Annotated in this window: 15 protein-coding genes; 3 read left to right on the plus strand and 12 right to left on the minus strand. The window is 43.1% G+C overall.

The window, feature by feature from the left end; genetic code table 11:
- Positions 1-229 precede the first annotated feature (229 nt).
- Positions 230-1,297: a UDP-N-acetylglucosamine--undecaprenyl-phosphate N-acetylglucosaminephosphotransferase gene (gene wecA / locus ACO59Y_RS08365; RefSeq protein ID WP_486132328.1), complete on the minus strand. Its 1,068-nt coding sequence runs from the start codon at positions 1,295-1,297 to the stop codon at positions 230-232.
- Positions 1,298-1,425: 128 nt separating this feature from the next.
- On the opposite strand from wecA, the gene hemL reads away from it, so the two are divergent.
- Positions 1,426-2,709: a glutamate-1-semialdehyde 2,1-aminomutase gene (gene hemL, locus ACO59Y_RS08370; RefSeq protein WP_486132330.1), complete on the plus strand. Its 1,284-nt coding sequence runs from the start codon at positions 1,426-1,428 to the stop codon at positions 2,707-2,709.
- 271 nt (positions 2,710-2,980) lie between these two features.
- On the opposite strand, the gene hflC is transcribed toward hemL, so the two are convergent.
- From hflC to ACO59Y_RS08385, 3 genes are all read right to left on the minus strand, one after another.
- Positions 2,981-3,868 (minus strand): protease modulator HflC, encoded by an 888-nt coding sequence (hflC, locus tag ACO59Y_RS08375; RefSeq protein ID WP_486132332.1) that lies wholly within the window; start codon positions 3,866-3,868, stop codon positions 2,981-2,983.
- Positions 3,868-5,082, minus strand: coding sequence for an FtsH protease activity modulator HflK (hflK, locus tag ACO59Y_RS08380; protein WP_486132334.1), 1,215 nt, complete (start codon positions 5,080-5,082; stop codon positions 3,868-3,870). Before hflK ends, hflC begins: the two co-directional genes overlap by 1 nt.
- A 134-nt stretch (positions 5,083-5,216) precedes the next feature.
- The gene (locus ACO59Y_RS08385) at positions 5,217-6,812 is read right to left on the minus strand and encodes a carbon starvation CstA family protein (RefSeq protein WP_373603034.1); all 1,596 of its coding nucleotides are present in this window, start codon (positions 6,810-6,812) and stop codon (positions 5,217-5,219) included.
- A 200-nt stretch (positions 6,813-7,012) separates the two neighbouring features.
- Between ACO59Y_RS08385 and ACO59Y_RS08390 the strand changes: the two genes are divergently transcribed.
- Positions 7,013-7,246 carry a zinc ribbon domain-containing protein gene (locus tag ACO59Y_RS08390; RefSeq protein WP_486132337.1) on the plus strand — a complete coding sequence of 78 codons (234 nt, stop codon included), beginning with the start codon at positions 7,013-7,015 and terminating at the stop codon, positions 7,244-7,246.
- 52 nt (positions 7,247-7,298) lie between these two features.
- Here ACO59Y_RS08390 and artM read toward each other — a convergent pair whose 3' ends face one another.
- The 5 genes from artM to lpcA all read right to left on the minus strand — a co-directional run bounded on the left by artM (position 7,299) and on the right by lpcA (position 10,829).
- Positions 7,299-7,982: an arginine ABC transporter permease ArtM gene (artM, locus tag ACO59Y_RS08395; RefSeq protein ID WP_486132339.1), complete on the minus strand. Its 684-nt coding sequence runs from the start codon at positions 7,980-7,982 to the stop codon at positions 7,299-7,301.
- On the minus strand, positions 7,982-8,647 hold the full coding sequence (gene artQ / locus ACO59Y_RS08400) for an arginine ABC transporter permease ArtQ (protein ID WP_373603037.1): 666 nt from the start codon (positions 8,645-8,647) through the stop codon (positions 7,982-7,984). Before artQ ends, artM begins: the two co-directional genes overlap by 1 nt.
- A 3-nt stretch (positions 8,648-8,650) precedes the next feature.
- Entirely contained in the window at positions 8,651-9,370 is a 720-nt protein-coding gene (locus tag ACO59Y_RS08405) for a lysine/arginine/ornithine ABC transporter substrate-binding protein (protein WP_486132341.1), read from the minus strand.
- A 14-nt stretch (positions 9,371-9,384) separates the two neighbouring features.
- The gene (gene artP / locus ACO59Y_RS08410) at positions 9,385-10,116 is read right to left on the minus strand and encodes an arginine ABC transporter ATP-binding protein ArtP (RefSeq protein WP_373603039.1); all 732 of its coding nucleotides are present in this window, start codon (positions 10,114-10,116) and stop codon (positions 9,385-9,387) included.
- A gap of 128 nt (positions 10,117-10,244) precedes the next feature.
- Positions 10,245-10,829, minus strand: a complete 585-nt coding sequence (lpcA, locus tag ACO59Y_RS08415) for a D-sedoheptulose 7-phosphate isomerase (protein ID WP_373603040.1) — start codon at positions 10,827-10,829, stop codon at positions 10,245-10,247.
- Between the two features lie 216 nt (positions 10,830-11,045).
- Between lpcA and ACO59Y_RS08420 the strand changes: the two genes are divergently transcribed.
- The gene (locus tag ACO59Y_RS08420; RefSeq protein ID WP_486132344.1) at positions 11,046-11,852 is read left to right on the plus strand and encodes a DNA ligase; all 807 of its coding nucleotides are present in this window, start codon (positions 11,046-11,048) and stop codon (positions 11,850-11,852) included.
- Between the two features lie 166 nt (positions 11,853-12,018).
- Here ACO59Y_RS08420 and miaB read toward each other — a convergent pair whose 3' ends face one another.
- The 3 genes from miaB to pepB form a co-directional block, all read right to left on the minus strand.
- The gene (gene miaB / locus ACO59Y_RS08425; RefSeq protein ID WP_486132346.1) at positions 12,019-13,443 is read right to left on the minus strand and encodes a tRNA (N6-isopentenyl adenosine(37)-C2)-methylthiotransferase MiaB; all 1,425 of its coding nucleotides are present in this window, start codon (positions 13,441-13,443) and stop codon (positions 12,019-12,021) included.
- Between the two features lie 352 nt (positions 13,444-13,795).
- On the minus strand, positions 13,796-14,218 hold the full coding sequence (gene ndk, locus ACO59Y_RS08430) for a nucleoside-diphosphate kinase (protein ID WP_486132348.1): 423 nt from the start codon (positions 14,216-14,218) through the stop codon (positions 13,796-13,798).
- Between the two features lie 9 nt (positions 14,219-14,227).
- The gene (pepB, locus tag ACO59Y_RS08435; RefSeq protein WP_486132350.1) at positions 14,228-15,532 is read right to left on the minus strand and encodes an aminopeptidase PepB; all 1,305 of its coding nucleotides are present in this window, start codon (positions 15,530-15,532) and stop codon (positions 14,228-14,230) included.
- Positions 15,533-15,678 lie beyond the last annotated feature (146 nt).

Here is a 15,678-nt window from a genome sequence, read left to right on the forward strand (position 1 = left end):
CTTGCGACCTTTGGCTCCGGAGGCCAACGCTCTATCCAACTGAGCTACGAACGCATACCGCGTTGTTGCGGGGCGTATATTAATAATTTGAAAAAATCTTGTCTAGCATTTTTTTCTAATTTTTTCTTGAAAGATAGTTTTTTGCGCAATTTGTATAAAATTTATAAAATTTTCGCATTTTTTAAAAACATATTACATATTAAAGAAATAACTACCCATCCCTCATTCATTATCGTGTTTTTGCCCGCTTTGCACGACGTTTCATGCGTCTTACCCAACGAGTGATTCGCCATGCTCTCGTTATAGAGTAAACATACAAGAAGAACAATATGAAAAAGCCAACAAACATCGCCCATTCATTTATATAATAGACTTCTCCCAAGATACCGATTATCGCGCAAATTGCCGAAACGAAGGTAATTAAAAGAAAAGCTTGACGCGACGTTAAACCCGCGCGCACCATCAAATGATGCACATGCAAGCGATCTGGACGAAACGGACTTTTACCCTTGCGCAAACGACGATAAATAATCGCCACCATGTCAATTAATGGAATTGCGATGATCCAAAGCGCAGTAACCGGATTCATCGGATGCCCTTTGCCTTGCGTACTTAGCAATAAAATCCAAATAATAGTAAAACCGATTAACGTACTTCCGGCGTCCCCCATAAAAACTTTATATTTCGGGCCAAACGGAATACCCAAATTGAGCATTAGATAAGGTAGCATTGCGGCAATTAAAGCAAAGCTCCAGTATGCCATATCCATTTGCCCGTCACGAAGCATCAAAATTCCAATCGCCGCGAATGACACGCAAGATAATCCCCCCAACAAGCCATCAATCCCGTCAATCATATTAAACGCATTGATGATTGCAATCGTCGCGAACACAGTAATAATCAAACCAAGCGAACCCAAGGTTAGCTGAAAAGGTCCTAAGATCTGACCTAAGTGATCCAAATATACGCCGCCTAAATCAATCATCAAAATAGCTAACACCGCTTGAATCCCCGCGCGTAAAAACGGGCTGATATCAAAACGATCATCCAAAATCCCGATGGCAAGCAACACAAAAATACTAAACAGATATAAATAAGGAAGGCGGAGTTGATCCCATTCCATTAAGTAGTAACAAAAATTACCCATAAAAAGTGACACACCGCCGATAAGTGGAATCGCGCCTTGATGACGTTTACGATAATTCGGCTTATCCACCAAACCGATTTTATTTGCAATCGGACGCATCACAATTAATGTTAAAAATGCGCCCAAAAAAGTTACAACAATACTCAACATAATTCGCCCTTAAAATTTTTTGCAAAGAATAACACAATGAAAATTTCGCGAGAAAGATATTTTTAACAAAGCACACGTTTTTAAGTACAATGAAGGCATTTTTTATAGTGAAACGAAAGGAAAAAATAATGACCAATTCAACCGCACTTTTCTCCCGCGCACGAGCCGTTATTCCCGGTGGCGTGAACTCACCGGTTCGCGCCTTTAAAGGCGTAGGCGGTACACCGGTGTTTATCCAAAAAGCACAAGGCGCTTATATTTACGATACAGACGACAAACAATATATTGATTATGTGGGTTCTTGGGGGCCGATGATTTTAGGGCATAACCACCCGACGATTTTGAATGCGGTGCTGAAAGCGGCATCCAACGGTTTAAGCTTCGGTGCACCAACACCTTCCGAAATTGATCTGGCCGAATTAGTTTGTGAAATCGTGCCTTCCATTGAAATGGTACGCATGGTCAGCTCCGGAACAGAAGCAACCATGACAGCAATTCGCTTAGCGCGCGGTTATACCGACCGCGACAAAATCTTAAAATTCGAAGGTTGTTACCACGGCCATTCTGATTCTCTGCTTGTAAAAGCCGGCTCCGGCGCCTTAACACTCGGTCAACCGAGCTCACCCGGCGTGCCGGAAGACTTCGCCAAGCATACACTGACCGCTGAATACAACAACCTTGATTCAGTAAAAAAACACTTTGCAGAATTTCCGGATAGCATTGCTTGTGTGATCATCGAGCCCGTTGCCGGCAATATGAATTGCATACCGCCCAAAACCGGATTCTTACAAGGCTTACGCGAACTTTGCAACCAATACGGTGCGTTGTTGATCATCGACGAAGTAATGACCGGCTTCCGCGTAGCGCTTGCCGGTGCCCAATCTTATTATGGCGTAACGCCTGATTTAACCACGCTCGGTAAAGTCATCGGCGGCGGTATGCCGGTAGGCGCGGTAGGCGGCCAAAAAGCCGTGATGGAATATCTTGCACCGACCGGCCCGGTTTACCAGGCTGGTACGCTTTCCGGTAACCCGATTGCGATGGCAGCGGGTTTGGCCTGTTTGACAGAATTGAAAAAACCGGGCAACGAGCAACAACTTGCAGAAAAAACTGAAAAACTTTGCCTCGGTTTAAAAACGCTAGCGGAAAAACATCATATTCCGTTCGTTGTGAACTACGTAGGCGGGATGTTCGGTATTTTCTTCACCGAGCAAAAAGAAGTGACGTCTTACGCCGAAGTGATGAAATGCGACACGGAAAAATTCAAAGTATTCTTCCATAAAATGTTGGACTTAGGTGTTTATCTTGCCCCATCTGCCTTTGAGGCCGGCTTTATGTCTCTCGCCCATACAGACGAAGATATTGCCAAAACTCTAGAAGCGGCGGACATTGCCTTTGCCGCACTAACCTAAGTACAAATTAGCCACCAAATGCTAATTATCTCATTATAGGAAAACTGCGCATTCCTCGGTCTGCCAGAAAACGCATCGAAGCATAAATAATTTCAGACTTCCAAAATAGCACCGCATTGAAGCGACCTCCAATGCGGTGCTATTTTGGAACTTCAAACTGACAACGATTCATTCGATTAATTTAGGATGCTGTTTCTAGCACTTCGCCAACCATTTCGTTGCATGCTTCAAAACAAAATGCCGTCACATTTGACGGCATTTTTCGTTCATATTATTTTTTCGGCGCTTGCATAAAGCGGAAAAAATCGCTGTTTGGTTTTAAAATCATCATATTATCGGAATTGGCGAAACTCGCTTCATAGGCTTTCAGACTTCTCACGAAACTAAAGAATTGCGGTTCTTGAGAAAACGCATCTGAATATAATTTTGCGGCGCTTGCCTCTCCTAAACCACGTAATTCTTGTGCGGTCTTATTCGCATTGGCAAGAATTAAGGTTACTTTACGATCCACATCCGCTTGAATGAACGCTGCTTTTTCTTTACCTTGCGAACGATGTTCACGCGCTACCGCATCACGCTCGGCGCGCATACGTTGGTAAATAGAAGAAGAGACTTCATCCGGTAAGTTGATTTGTTTCACGCGTACATCCACCACTTCAATACCTAGTTCAGCCGTACTGTCTTGCCCTGAATTTAACGCTTTTTTTGCACCTTCCATCAACTCGCCACGGGTGCCGGAGACGATATCTTTAATGGTGCGGGTACCGATTTCCGAACGCAAACGATCGTTGACTTTACGACTTAACAAGCTTGCCGCCTGACTGTAATCACCACCACCGGTAGAAGTATAAAAACGACCGAAATCGCTAATTTTCCATTTTACGTAAGAATCGACCAACAAGTCTTTTTTCTCGACGGTCACGAAACGCGTTGCTGAACCGTCTAATGTCCGAATACGTGCATCCAACAGTTTAATGCTGTCAATTAGCGGCACTTTGAAATGCAAACCCGGTTCATACACTAAGACTTTGTTGTCAGCACCGCGTTGCACTTTATTGAATCTTAACATAATGCCGCGTGTACCTTCTGTCACGACTACTACACTGGAATAAATTATCGCCGCGATCACGAAAATAACGGGTAATAAAAATTTACGCATTAATTAAATCTCCCTTGGCGAACCGGTTCGGTCGTGGTCGGTTGAACTTGAGGCTGAACGCCCATTTGCACTGAAACCGGTGTAGCATCAGGCGCCCCTTCAGTTTTCGCAGTGGCTTTTTTAGCCATAATTTGTTCCAGCGGTAATACGGTTAAATTGTTGCCATTATTAGCGTCTAGCATCACTTTAGGTGTATTTGCCATCACTTTTTCCATGGTTTGAATATATAAACGCTCGCGTAATAAATCCGGTGCAGCTTTAAATTCAGGCAATAAACGTTGTAAACGTTCTACTTCCCCTTGCGCATCTAATACAATGCGGTCCTTGTAAGCCGTTGCACCTTCAATAATACGTTGCGCATCGCCGCGCGCAATCGGCTCTTTCTCGCGCGCATAGGCCTCGGCTTCACGAATAAAACGCTGTTCGTCTTCTTGCGCTTTAATCGCATCGTCAAAAGCATCTTTCACTTCTTCCGGCGGGCGCGCGGATTGAAAGTTTACGTCAATCACTTCAAGCCCCATGTCATAAGGCTTGATAATTTCGTTTAAGGCTTTCCACGTATTCTCACGTACGACGGCACGACCGGTCGTCAGTACGTCATTCATGGTCATATGGCCAATTACATAACGTAATGCACTATCAGTCGCTTGATTCAAGCTGTCATCGGCATTAGTCACGCTAAAACGGTATTTCGCCGGATCTTGCACGCGATATTGCACTGTCATTTCTACTTTCACCATATTTTCGTCTTGTGTCAGCATCGCGCCTTGCGTTTTCAACTCTTTAACTTGTTCGACATTTACCGGAATCACTTTATCAACGAAAGTCGGTTTCCAATTCAAGCCCGGTTGCACAATGGAATAAAGTTCACCGAATCGCAACACTACGCCGCGTTCTGCCTCTTTAATTGTGTAAAAACCGCTCGCGCCCCAAACAATCACACCAAGCGCAATAGCAACCGGTAACACTTTACCGAAATTTGGCATTAAAGGAGAAGGATTAGAACTGGCATTATTCCGACCGCCATTTTTACCGCCTCTCCCAAGTTTTTTCAGTAAATTACTAAAAATTTCCTCAATATCTGGCGGTGATTGTTCTTGATTTCCGCGGTTTTGATTTGAATTCCATCCGTTATTAGATGAGTTTTCGGGCTTTTGCTCATTGTTTTGCCCCGGCTTGCCCCAAGGATCTTGTCCTGAACCGTTCTGCGACATGTCGTTCTCCATTTGTCAAAAAATTGTTGCGAGTTTAGCGAATTAATAGGGATGCGTCTATTAAAATACAAGCGATTTTGGCAAGAAAAAACCGTTTAAGCTTTCACTTAAACGGTTTTATGCTTTTAAAGCAATTATGCGTTTATATTGTTGATATAAGCTTCTTCATCGCGATCACCTAACGGTTTAAGTAAGGTGAAGAATAATACGATAAACAATACTGTTGTAGCCAAACCTAGATATACAGACAACTGATAATCTAAGTTAAAACCGATTTTATTGTAGTATAAGTAAGTTGCACAAACAGTGGTGATAAACCATGCCGGGATGGACGCTACCCAATGGAATTTATGGTAACGATATAGGTAAGCTGCTCCGGTCCATAACATCACCATAGCTGTCATTTGGTTTGCCCAAGTAAAGTAGCGCCATAACAGGCTAAAATCGATGGTGGAAACAAAGTAACCTAACACAAATAAAGGCACGGCAATCAATAAACGTTTAGACAGTGAACGTTGATCAATATTGAAGATTTCTGCTAACTGTAAACGCGCGGCACGGAATGCAGTATCGCCGGAAGTAATAGGAAGAACAACCACACCTAACACAGCAAAAATACCGCCAATGAAGCCTAAGAAATGCAATGAGCTGTCATACACCACTTTAGATGGCGAACCAGCAGAGATGGCATCTTGTAATGCTTGTGGATTCTCATAGAATGCTAAACCGACCATACACCAAATTAACGCAATAATACCTTCGGTAATCATCGCACCGTAGAAAATGAAACGACCTTCTTTTTCATTTTCAGCACAACGCGCCATTAACGGAGTTTGAGTAGCATGAAAACCTGATAATGCGCCACAGGAAATGGTTAAGAATAATAACGGCCAAACCGGTACATCGCCTTTGACTTGGAAGTTTTGTGTAAATTTATCCCAAGTTAAGCCTTGGCCATCGGCATCAACCGTACGGAAAAATTCAATTGGATCCACCGCACTAAAGTGCGCAGAAACTAAACCGTACACCATCCCTACTGACATGAATAACAATAATGCGCCGAATAATGGATAGATGCGACCGATAATTTTGTCAATTGGCAATAATGTCGCGAGAATATAGTAGGCAAAAATAATTAAGGTCCAAACAGAAACAACTGTTGCCTTATCCATTCCCCAAACCTTTATTCCGCCGGCTTCCACAGCATGATGAATTGCCTCTGCATCACCTAATTGTAATGCACCTTGAGATGCCCCCATCACATCCATGGTAATGGTTCCCATTAATTGCGCCGGGCTTGCTACGAATACCACGCCGACCAATAACAAAAGGACAAGAGCTAAAACATTAATAAAGACTTTAACCGGACGACCTAAGAATTTACCAGCTAAATAAGGCATGGTCGCTCCACCATGACGAATGCTTAACATACCGCATAAATAGTCATGTACCGCACCGGCAAAAATACAACCCAGAACAATCCAAAGCATCGCAACCGGTCCGTACAACGCACCAAGAATCGGACCAAAAATCGGACCGGTACCTGCAATATTTAATACTTGAATTAACCAAATTTTGGTTTTGGACATTGGCATATAATCTACGCCGTCATTGATTTGATAGGCAGGGGTTTGACGATTCGGATTAATGACAAAGATCTTCTCAATAATTTTTCCGTAAACCAAATAGCCCAGAATCAAAATGGCTATACAAAAGAAAAACCACAACATAAAAGCACCTCAAGGAAATAAGAATTGTGTTGTTTAAAAAACGCTCTAAAAAAGCGGCGCTTATTCTATGCTAAATTCATCAAAACCAAAATTTAATTTACGGAATTTTTACAATTTTGTGATGAATATCACGTTTACCGATCAATGTATTTTTGACTAGAATAGAGCAAGCTAAAAACTTTATGGATTAAGGATGAAAAATGGCACTCTCTCGTTGTCCCGAATGTCGCAAAAAAATTAGCGAACATGCCGAATATTGCCCTTATTGCGGCTTTTCTTTTAAACGGGAAGATCTTGATATTTATAAACAAAAATTTGAAGAACGACGTTTATATAATGAAGAAATCAATCGAAAAAGTAGCAAACTGCATTTAATTTGGTTTTGTATATTCGCAGTCGTAATCACAATCGCCGGTCTAATCTTTAATGCATAAAAATGGGTTGCTTTTGCAACCCATTAAAACTTTTTTGAAAACCAACCGCATTTTAGGCGTTTTTTATTTCTAAACGTTCAAACGCAAGCACTTTATTTTCCAGTCTGCGCAACAATAATGTTGCAATACCGGTAATCACCAAATAAATGCCACCGGCAATGCCGTAAATCGTTAATGCATCATATTCCGTGCCGTAAAGCTGACGCGCGTAACCCATAATATCCATAATGGTAATAGTGGAGGCCAATGCGGTTCCCTTAAACACCAAAATAATTTCATTAGAATAAGAAGGCAAAGCACGTTTTAATGCGTAAGGAATCAAAATTTTCAAGGTTTGCGAACGACTTAGCCCCAAGGCCGCACAACCTTCCCATTGTCCTTTCGGAATCGCCTTCATCGCGCCATGGAATAATTGGGTAGAATAGGCCGCGCTGTTTAAGGCCAAGGCTAATACGGCGCAAAACCACGCATTGGATAAAATATGCCAAAACGGGCTATTTACAACCCACTCAAACTGCCCCGGCCCCGCATAAATCAGGAAAAATTGTACAAGCAACGGCGTGCCGGTAAATAAAGTCAGGTACAAATTAACGACGCTTTTAACCCACTTATTTTCCATAGAAAGTAAAAAAGTTAAAAATAACGCCAAGAAAAAGGCAATCAATAAAGAGACCAGCGTCAACAATAAACTGGTCGGAATACCTTGCGCAATGACGCTAAAATAATCCTGAAACATTATTTTCCCCCTCTTTCAAAGCGAGTAAAACGCAGTTCTAAACGACGAATACCGGCTTGGCTAATAATCGTCACACCCAAATAAATCAACGCCGCAATGCCATACCAAGTAAAAGGCTGATGAGTATTCGTGTTGATTAATTGCGCTTGGCGCATTAAATCGTCTACACCAATCAAAGAAATCAATGCGGTGTCCTTAAGCAAGACCAACCATTGGTTGCTCAAACCCGGTAAAGCGTGGCGCCAAACTTGCGGCATAATCACATGGACAAACGTATAACCTTTGCTTAACCCCAATGCGGCGCCAGATTCCCACTGCCCTTTCGGAACGGCTTGAATCGCACCGCGTAAAGTTTGTGACGCGTAAGCGGCAAAAATTAATGACAATGCAAAAACACCGCATTCGAAAGCACCGAATTCAATATATTCGCCGGTCAGCATTTCCACCACTTCGGTCGAACCGAAGTAGACCAAAAGTACAACTAAAATTTCCGGCAAACCGCGCAGTAACGCAATCAACACCGATACCGGTTTGCCTACCAAACGACTGGCTTCCAATAAAACAAAAACCAAGCTAAACAGCAAACCGACGATTAAGGAACAAACCGCCAGCCCCAAAGTCATCAGGGCGGCGGCAGACATTAAAGAAAGAAAATCAAAAAACATAGATTATTTTGTCATCCATTTATCATAGATTTTTTGGTATTCCCCGTTGGCTTTAATTGCACGTAACCCTTTATTTAAATTTTCCGCCAACTCTTTGCTGGATTTATTCATCGCAATGCCTAAACCGTTACCAAAATATTTTTTATTGGTCACCTTATCGCCAACAAACTGGATTTCAGGTTCTTTGTCGATCATATCCGCAAGCACCGCTGTATCGCCGAAAATAATGTCGATACGGCCATTTTTTAAATCTAAAATTGCATCTTGCAAGCTGGCGTAAGCTTTCAGTGCATATTGTTTGGTTTCCGCTATAGTATATTGTTGGAATGTCGTCCCGTTTTGCACACCGATATTCTTCGCCGTATCCAATGTCGCTTTACCTTTTAACGCCACATAGCTTGCGGTGCTATCGTAATACGCATCAGAGAACAATACCTGTTTTGCGCGCGTTTCGGTAATATCCATAGCGGAAATCGCCGCGTCAAAACGTTTTGCTTTTAAGTTTGGAATTAACGCATCGAAAGATTCACCTTTAAACTTACAGGTTGCTTGAATCTCTTTACAAATCGCATTTGCCACGTCCACGTCAAACCCAACGATATCGCCTTTTTCATTAGTAAACTCAAACGGCGGATAACTCGGCTCCATCGCAAACGTAATGTCTTGAGCATTTACAACTGCAGCTGAACCTAATAAAACGGCACTTAATATTAATTTTTTCATAACATGTCCTTATTCTAGTGAGAAAGATATTGTTTAAATTGTTCGGTTTGAGGATGTTCAAAGCAGTCTGCAGAACCCATTTCCACAATCTTGCCTTGTTCCATGTAAACGACTTTCGTCGCCACTTTTTGAGCCACGTTCACTTCGTGAGTAACAATTACTTGAGTAATACCGGTTTCTTGTAACTCTTTAATAATATCCACCACTTGTGCGGTAATTTCAGGATCCAACGCAGCAGTCGGCTCGTCAAACAATAATACTTGCGGTTTCATCATTAATGCGCGCGCAATTGCCACACGTTGTTGCTGACCGCCGGATAAATGCAACGGAAAACGGTCAGCATATTTTTGCAAACGTAAGCGCTTTAGCAATTCCATCGCTTCGGCTTTTGCCGTCGCTTCATTTTTACCTAACACCTTCATTGGCGCTTCAATTAAATTTTCAATCACCGTTAAATGCGGCCAAAGATTGTATTGTTGAAACACCATACCAACATCTTGCCGCAACTGACGAATCGCTTTCGGATTGGCCGTTGCCTTGGATAAATCAAATTCATTATTGGCGATGCTTAATTCGCCGGAAGTCGGCACTTCCAATAAATTTAGCGTACGAATCAAAGTACTTTTACCCGCACCGCTCGGCCCAAGCAACACCACCGTATCGCCTTCCTCCGCCTCTAAATTAATGTCAAATAGGGCTTGGCTGGCGCCATAGAAAAAATTTAAATTTTTAACACGAATAGCCATTTTAATTCTCTTGCGTTTTAAGATGAACAAATATTACGTTTTAATGCATATTTATGCAAGTGCAAAACATAAAAAATCCCAAAATTTTTTTTGGGATTTCATGTACAATCAAAATAGCACCGCATTGACTAAGCGTCTTTCGCCATTTCGAACTCAATCAACATCATCAAAATATGAATCACTTTAATGTGAATCTCTTGAATACGATCCGCATAACGGAAATGCGGTACGCGAATTTCCACGTCTGCCAAACCGGCCATTTTACCGCCGTCTTTTCCCGTCATCGCAATCACTTTCATGCCTTTCGCTTTCGCCGCTTCAATCGCATTTAACACATTTTTAGAATTGCCGGAAGTAGACAAGCCGAATAACACGTCGCCTTTTTGCCCAACCGCTTCCACATAACGGGAAAACACATAATCATAGCCGAAATCATTACTCACACAGCTTAAATGACTGACGTCAGAAATCGCGATGGCCGGATAACCCGGACGATTTTCGCGATAACGGCCGGTCAATTCTTCAGCAAAATGCATTGCGTCACAATGGGAGCCACCGTTGCCACAAGAAAGCACCTTGCCACCCTGTTTGAAACTATTGGAAATTAAAAGCGCTGCTTGTTGAATCAATTTAATGTTATTCTCGTCCGCAATAAATTTATTTAATACATCTTGCGCTTCGACAAGTTCCGCTTTGATTTGCTCTAAATACATTTTTTGCTCCTTCTGGAAAATGAAACGGAAAATAAAAATACCGTTGCATTGTATAGGAGAAGATTTCCTTTAGCCAGATACAATTCGAAATTCTTTATTTTTTACCTCGCCACCTTATTTTTTGTGATGCCGATCACGCCTTTCTGTAAAAATTATTTTCAAAGTAGCGCACACTCTTTTAGCCTCTTGGCATTTTATTCTCAATAAGGAACAAGCATGAAATTACTACGCGTCCTCTTCTTTTATTGTATTAGTCTCAGCGCTTTTGCCAATGCGGATTTAATGCTCTTACAAAATTACGACAACCAAGACATTCGGGGTTGGGTGATGTCGGAAAAATTCGATGGCGTGCGCGGATATTGGGACGGCAAACAATTAATCAGTCGCCAAGGTCAACGGCTTTCCGCACCGACTTATTTCATTAAAGACTTTCCGCCCTTTGCGATCGATGGCGAATTATTCAGCGAACGCAATCATTTCGAAGAAATTGCCTCTATCACTAAATCTTACAAGGGAGAGCATTGGGACAAACTCAAATTACTCGTCTTCGATGTACCGGATGCGCCGGGCGATTTATTTGAACGCTTAAATGTCCTAAAAACTTATTTGAACGAACATCCAACACCTTATATCGAAATCATTGAACAAATTCCGGTGCGAAACAAAGCCCACCTTTATGAATTTCTAGCGGAAGTCGAAAACCGCCAAGGCGAAGGCGTAGTGGTGCGTAACCCGAAGGCGCCTTACGAACGCAAACGCAGCAATCAGATTTTAAAACTGAAAACCGCTTACGATGAAGAATGTACCGTGATTGCGCACCACAAAGGCAAAGGACAATTTGAAAACGTGATGGGCTCGCTCAGCTGTAAAAATGAACGTGGCGAATTCAAAATCGGCTCAGGCTTTAATTTTAGCGAACGAGAAAACCCGCCACCGATCGGTTCCGTTATCACTTATAAATATCGCGGCCTCACCAATTCCGGCAAACCACGCTTTGCCACCTACTGGCGGGAAAAGAAATAAGAATCCGGCACCGCATTGGAACCGCCTTCAATGCGGTGCTATTTGGGTAGTCCGATAACAGCCGTTCCCACTCAAATTTCAATGCAACACCGAACCTTCAATGCGGTGCCATTTTGACTTCCGACAAAAAATAAGGCGGGTTTTAAACCCGCCTTATGTCTCAAAACTATCCGTGATAACGCCCTACGCCCAATTCATCTTCTTTGCGGGTACGATTCATCACATCTTGCGGTGATTGGGCGATACGCAAGCCCATTTCGTCTTCCGTGCGCACCACTTCACCACGCAGGGAATTGGTGTAAACATCTGTGATTTTCACATCCACGAATTTACCAATCATATCCGGTGTGCCTTGGAAATTCACGATACGGTTGGTTTCCGTGCGGCCGGTCAATTCCATAATATCTTTTTTCGATGGACCTTCCACCAATACCCGTTGTTCAGTGCCGAGCATACGACGACTAAATTGCGCCGCTTGTTGATTAATACGTTCTTGAAGCACGTATAGACGTTGTTTTTTCTCGTCTTCCGTCACATCGTCCGGCATATCGGCAGCCGGCGTTCCTGGACGGGCAGAATACACGAAGCTGAAACTCATATCGAAATTCACTTGCGCGATCAAATTCATGGTTTGCTCAAAATCCTCCGCCGTCTCGCCCGGAAAGCCGACAATAAAGTCGGAACTGATTTGAATCTCCGGACGCACCGCGCGCAATTTACGAATAATGGATTTATATTCCAAAGCGGTGTGGCCCCGCTTCATCATGGTAAGAATTCGGTCGGAACCAGCTTGCACCGGCAAATGCAAGAAACTCACTAGTTCCGGTGTATCGCGGTACACATCAATAATATCGTCGGTAAATTCAATCGGATGACTGGTCGTAAAACGTAAACGATCGATGCCATCAATGGATGCCACTAAGCGGAGCAATTCCGCAAAGCTACAAATTTGCCCGTCATGAGTAGGCCCGCGATAGGCGTTTACGTTTTGCCCGAGCAAATTCACCTCGCGCACGCCTTGTTCCGCAAGCTGGGCGATTTCAAACAACACATCATCCACCGGACGGCTGACTTCTTCGCCACGTGTATAAGGCACTACGCAGAAAGTACAATATTTGTTGCAGCCTTCCATAATGGAAACAAAGGCGGTTGGGCCTTCGGCACGCGGTTCCGGTAAGCGATCAAATTTTTCAATTTCCGGGAAACTCACGTCCACTACGGAACTTTTCCCTCCGCGAATTTGATTAATCATTTCCGGCAAACGGTGCAAAGTCTGCGGCCCGAAAACAATATCCACATAAGGCGCGCGATGACGAATCTGCTCGCCTTCCTGCGATGCCACGCAACCGCCCACGCCAATCACCAGATTTGGGTTAGTTTTCTTTAATTCTTTCCAGCGACCTAATTGATGGAAAACTTTTTCTTGCGCTTTTTCGCGAATAGAACAGGTATTTAGCAATAATACGTCCGCTTCTTCAGGAATATCTGTCAGCTCAAGGCCGTGGGTGCTGAATAATAAATCCGCCATTTTGGACGAATCGTATTCGTTCATCTGGCAGCCCCAGGTTTTAATGTGTAATTTTTGCGTCATTTTTTACAATCGTTAATCAATCCAATAAAAACGGTCGGCTATTGTACAGATTTGTCGCCGTGGTTGCCAGCCCAATATACCGTTAGTTTTCCGCTCGCCCGTTCCGATAGACTAAATCAGCGCGTTCGTAACCGTAATTTTAACGAAAAAAATGCCGGCTTTAATGCGGTGTTCAATGCGGTGCTCATTTTCATCTTCAGCAGGCTGTTTTAGTGCTGAACTTAAGTCAAGAGATCTATTTCATAATCCGCGGATAATATTGAAGTGCAATAAAGTGTGAAAGGAGGATAAATGAATGTGCAACAAAAACGGCAATCGATTTCAGATTGCCGTTTTGTTTTATCGCTTAAAATTAATGCGGACAAATTTCCGAATCAACAAAGAAATAAGCGATTTCCAGCGCAGCGCTTTCCGTGCTATCGGAACCGTGCACCGAATTTTCCCGTTGATTTAAGGCAAAATCTTTACGAATCGTACCTTCCGCCGCGTTTTCCGGATTGGTGCTGCCGATTAAAGCACGATAATCTTGCACTGCATTTTCTTTTTCCAATACGGAAACTACAATTGGTGCGGACATCATATAATCCACCAGCTGTTCAAAAAATGCTTTGCCTTGATGCTCAGCATAAAAGCCTTCCGCTTGTTCGCGCGTTAAGCGCACCATTTTTATCGCTGCAATTTTGAAACCGTTTTGTTCAAAACGTGCCAAAATCGCACCGATTAAATCCCGTTTAACTGCATCCGGTTTGATAATAGAAAGTGTTCTTTCCGTCATTGTTCGTCCTTATTTTTCTGATTTAAAGCGCAATAAATTCGCCAAGGTTTGTACGCCGATGCCCGTTGCGCCGGCCGCCCATAAATCATTGGCGGATTTACGATAAGTGGCGGAACAGTCGATATGTAACCAGCCTGTTTGATAATTTTTCACAAAATAGGAAAGAAACGCCGTTGCGGTGCTCGCGCCCGCGCCGACCGGCACAGTCCCCGTATTTGCGATGTCGGCAAAGGAAGAGCTGATTTGCGCACGATGAAATTCCTCAAAAGGCAAACGCCAAAAGGGTTCATTTTCCGCCCTCGCGGCTTGGAACAGTTCGGAAACCAAGGCTTCATCCATCGAAAGCACTGAGTGATAATCGTTGCCCACTGCCACTTTCGCCGCACCGGTCAGCGTTGCACAATCAACAATAAATTCAGGCTGTTGGCAATCCGCTTCAATTAAACCATCCGCCAATACTAAGCGACCTTCGGCATCGGTATTTAGAATTTCCGCTGTCACGCCATTTTTATAAGTAACAATATCGCCCAATTTAAAAGCATTCGCGCTAATTAAATTCTCCGCGCAGCACAAATACAGTTTCACACGTTGCGTTAAACCACGCGCGATGGCCAAGCCTAATGCACCAGTGAGCAATGCCGCGCCACCCATATCGGTACGCATAGTAGCCATGCCGTCGCTTGATTTAATGCTGTAGCCGCCGCTATCAAAGGTAATGCCTTTGCCCACCAGACAAGCCAATACCGGCGCGTTCGGATCTTGCGTCGGATTAAAATCCAATTGCAACATGGCAGGTGGATTCAACGAGCCTTTACCAACGGTCCAAATGCCATAATAACCTTGCGCCGCCAGGGCTTCACCGGAAATTATGCGAAAGTCTACTGTACTTTTTTCGGCATATTTTTGTGCTTGCGCCACAATAAATTCAGCTGCGCGCTCAGCTAATTTTAACGGCGTTAAACTTTCCGCCGGTTCGTTAATCAGATCTTTCACCAGAGCACCGCATTGAACCCGCGCCAGTAGCTCATGTTGCGAGGCGTCATCCAAAGACGGAAACTCGAGGGCATAATCTTGTTTTGCCGTATAAAAGCCTTGATAAAACGCCCAACAGAACGCTAAATCCCATTCTTCGCCAACCAATTTTGCCTCTTTAATGCCCTGTGCACGCAATTTACGCCCTGCGCGCTGCACTAAAGTACAATCGTTTTTGGGATTATTTTTTAAGTGAATAATGGCCTTATCATCATTAAAACTTAAAATTGCATTTTTTCCCCAAACTTCGGATGCAGGATTTGTTAATAACATAATTTCCATTTTCTTCTGTTCTCCATATAAAAGAAAAACCGGTTGGGGAACTATACCAGCTCTTGTCTTGTATTTCATACCTTTTAAGAAAATCTACCGACAAAAATACCTCTTTAAAAATCACTGTATTTGTCAAAATATTTTAGCTAAGATAT

This window comes from Rodentibacter sp. (assembly GCF_057314195.1).

Coding starts and splice junctions, on each gene's coding strand:
- artQ (WP_373603037.1), bottom strand. CDS start 8,647: ATGTTTTTTGATTTTCTTTCTTTAATGTCTGCCGCCGCCCTGATGACT.
- ACO59Y_RS08405 (WP_486132341.1), bottom strand. CDS start 9,370: ATGAAAAAATTAATATTAAGTGCCGTTTTATTAGGTTCAGCTGCAGTT.
- pepB (WP_486132350.1), bottom strand. CDS start 15,532: ATGGAAATTATGTTATTAACAAATCCTGCATCCGAAGTTTGGGGAAAA.
- ACO59Y_RS08390 (WP_486132337.1), top strand. CDS start 7,013: ATGGCACTCTCTCGTTGTCCCGAATGTCGCAAAAAAATTAGCGAACAT.
- artM (WP_486132339.1), bottom strand. CDS start 7,982: ATGTTTCAGGATTATTTTAGCGTCATTGCGCAAGGTATTCCGACCAGT.
- ACO59Y_RS08420 (WP_486132344.1), top strand. CDS start 11,046: ATGAAATTACTACGCGTCCTCTTCTTTTATTGTATTAGTCTCAGCGCT.
- lpcA (WP_373603040.1), bottom strand. CDS start 10,829: ATGTATTTAGAGCAAATCAAAGCGGAACTTGTCGAAGCGCAAGATGTA.
- artP (WP_373603039.1), bottom strand. CDS start 10,116: ATGGCTATTCGTGTTAAAAATTTAAATTTTTTCTATGGCGCCAGCCAA.
- hemL (WP_486132330.1), top strand. CDS start 1,426: ATGACCAATTCAACCGCACTTTTCTCCCGCGCACGAGCCGTTATTCCC.
- hflK (WP_486132334.1), bottom strand. CDS start 5,082: ATGTCGCAGAACGGTTCAGGACAAGATCCTTGGGGCAAGCCGGGGCAA.
- miaB (WP_486132346.1), bottom strand. CDS start 13,443: ATGACGCAAAAATTACACATTAAAACCTGGGGCTGCCAGATGAACGAA.
- hflC (WP_486132332.1), bottom strand. CDS start 3,868: ATGCGTAAATTTTTATTACCCGTTATTTTCGTGATCGCGGCGATAATT.
- wecA (WP_486132328.1), bottom strand. CDS start 1,297: ATGTTGAGTATTGTTGTAACTTTTTTGGGCGCATTTTTAACATTAATT.
- ndk (WP_486132348.1), bottom strand. CDS start 14,218: ATGACGGAAAGAACACTTTCTATTATCAAACCGGATGCAGTTAAACGG.
- ACO59Y_RS08385 (WP_373603034.1), bottom strand. CDS start 6,812: ATGTTGTGGTTTTTCTTTTGTATAGCCATTTTGATTCTGGGCTATTTG.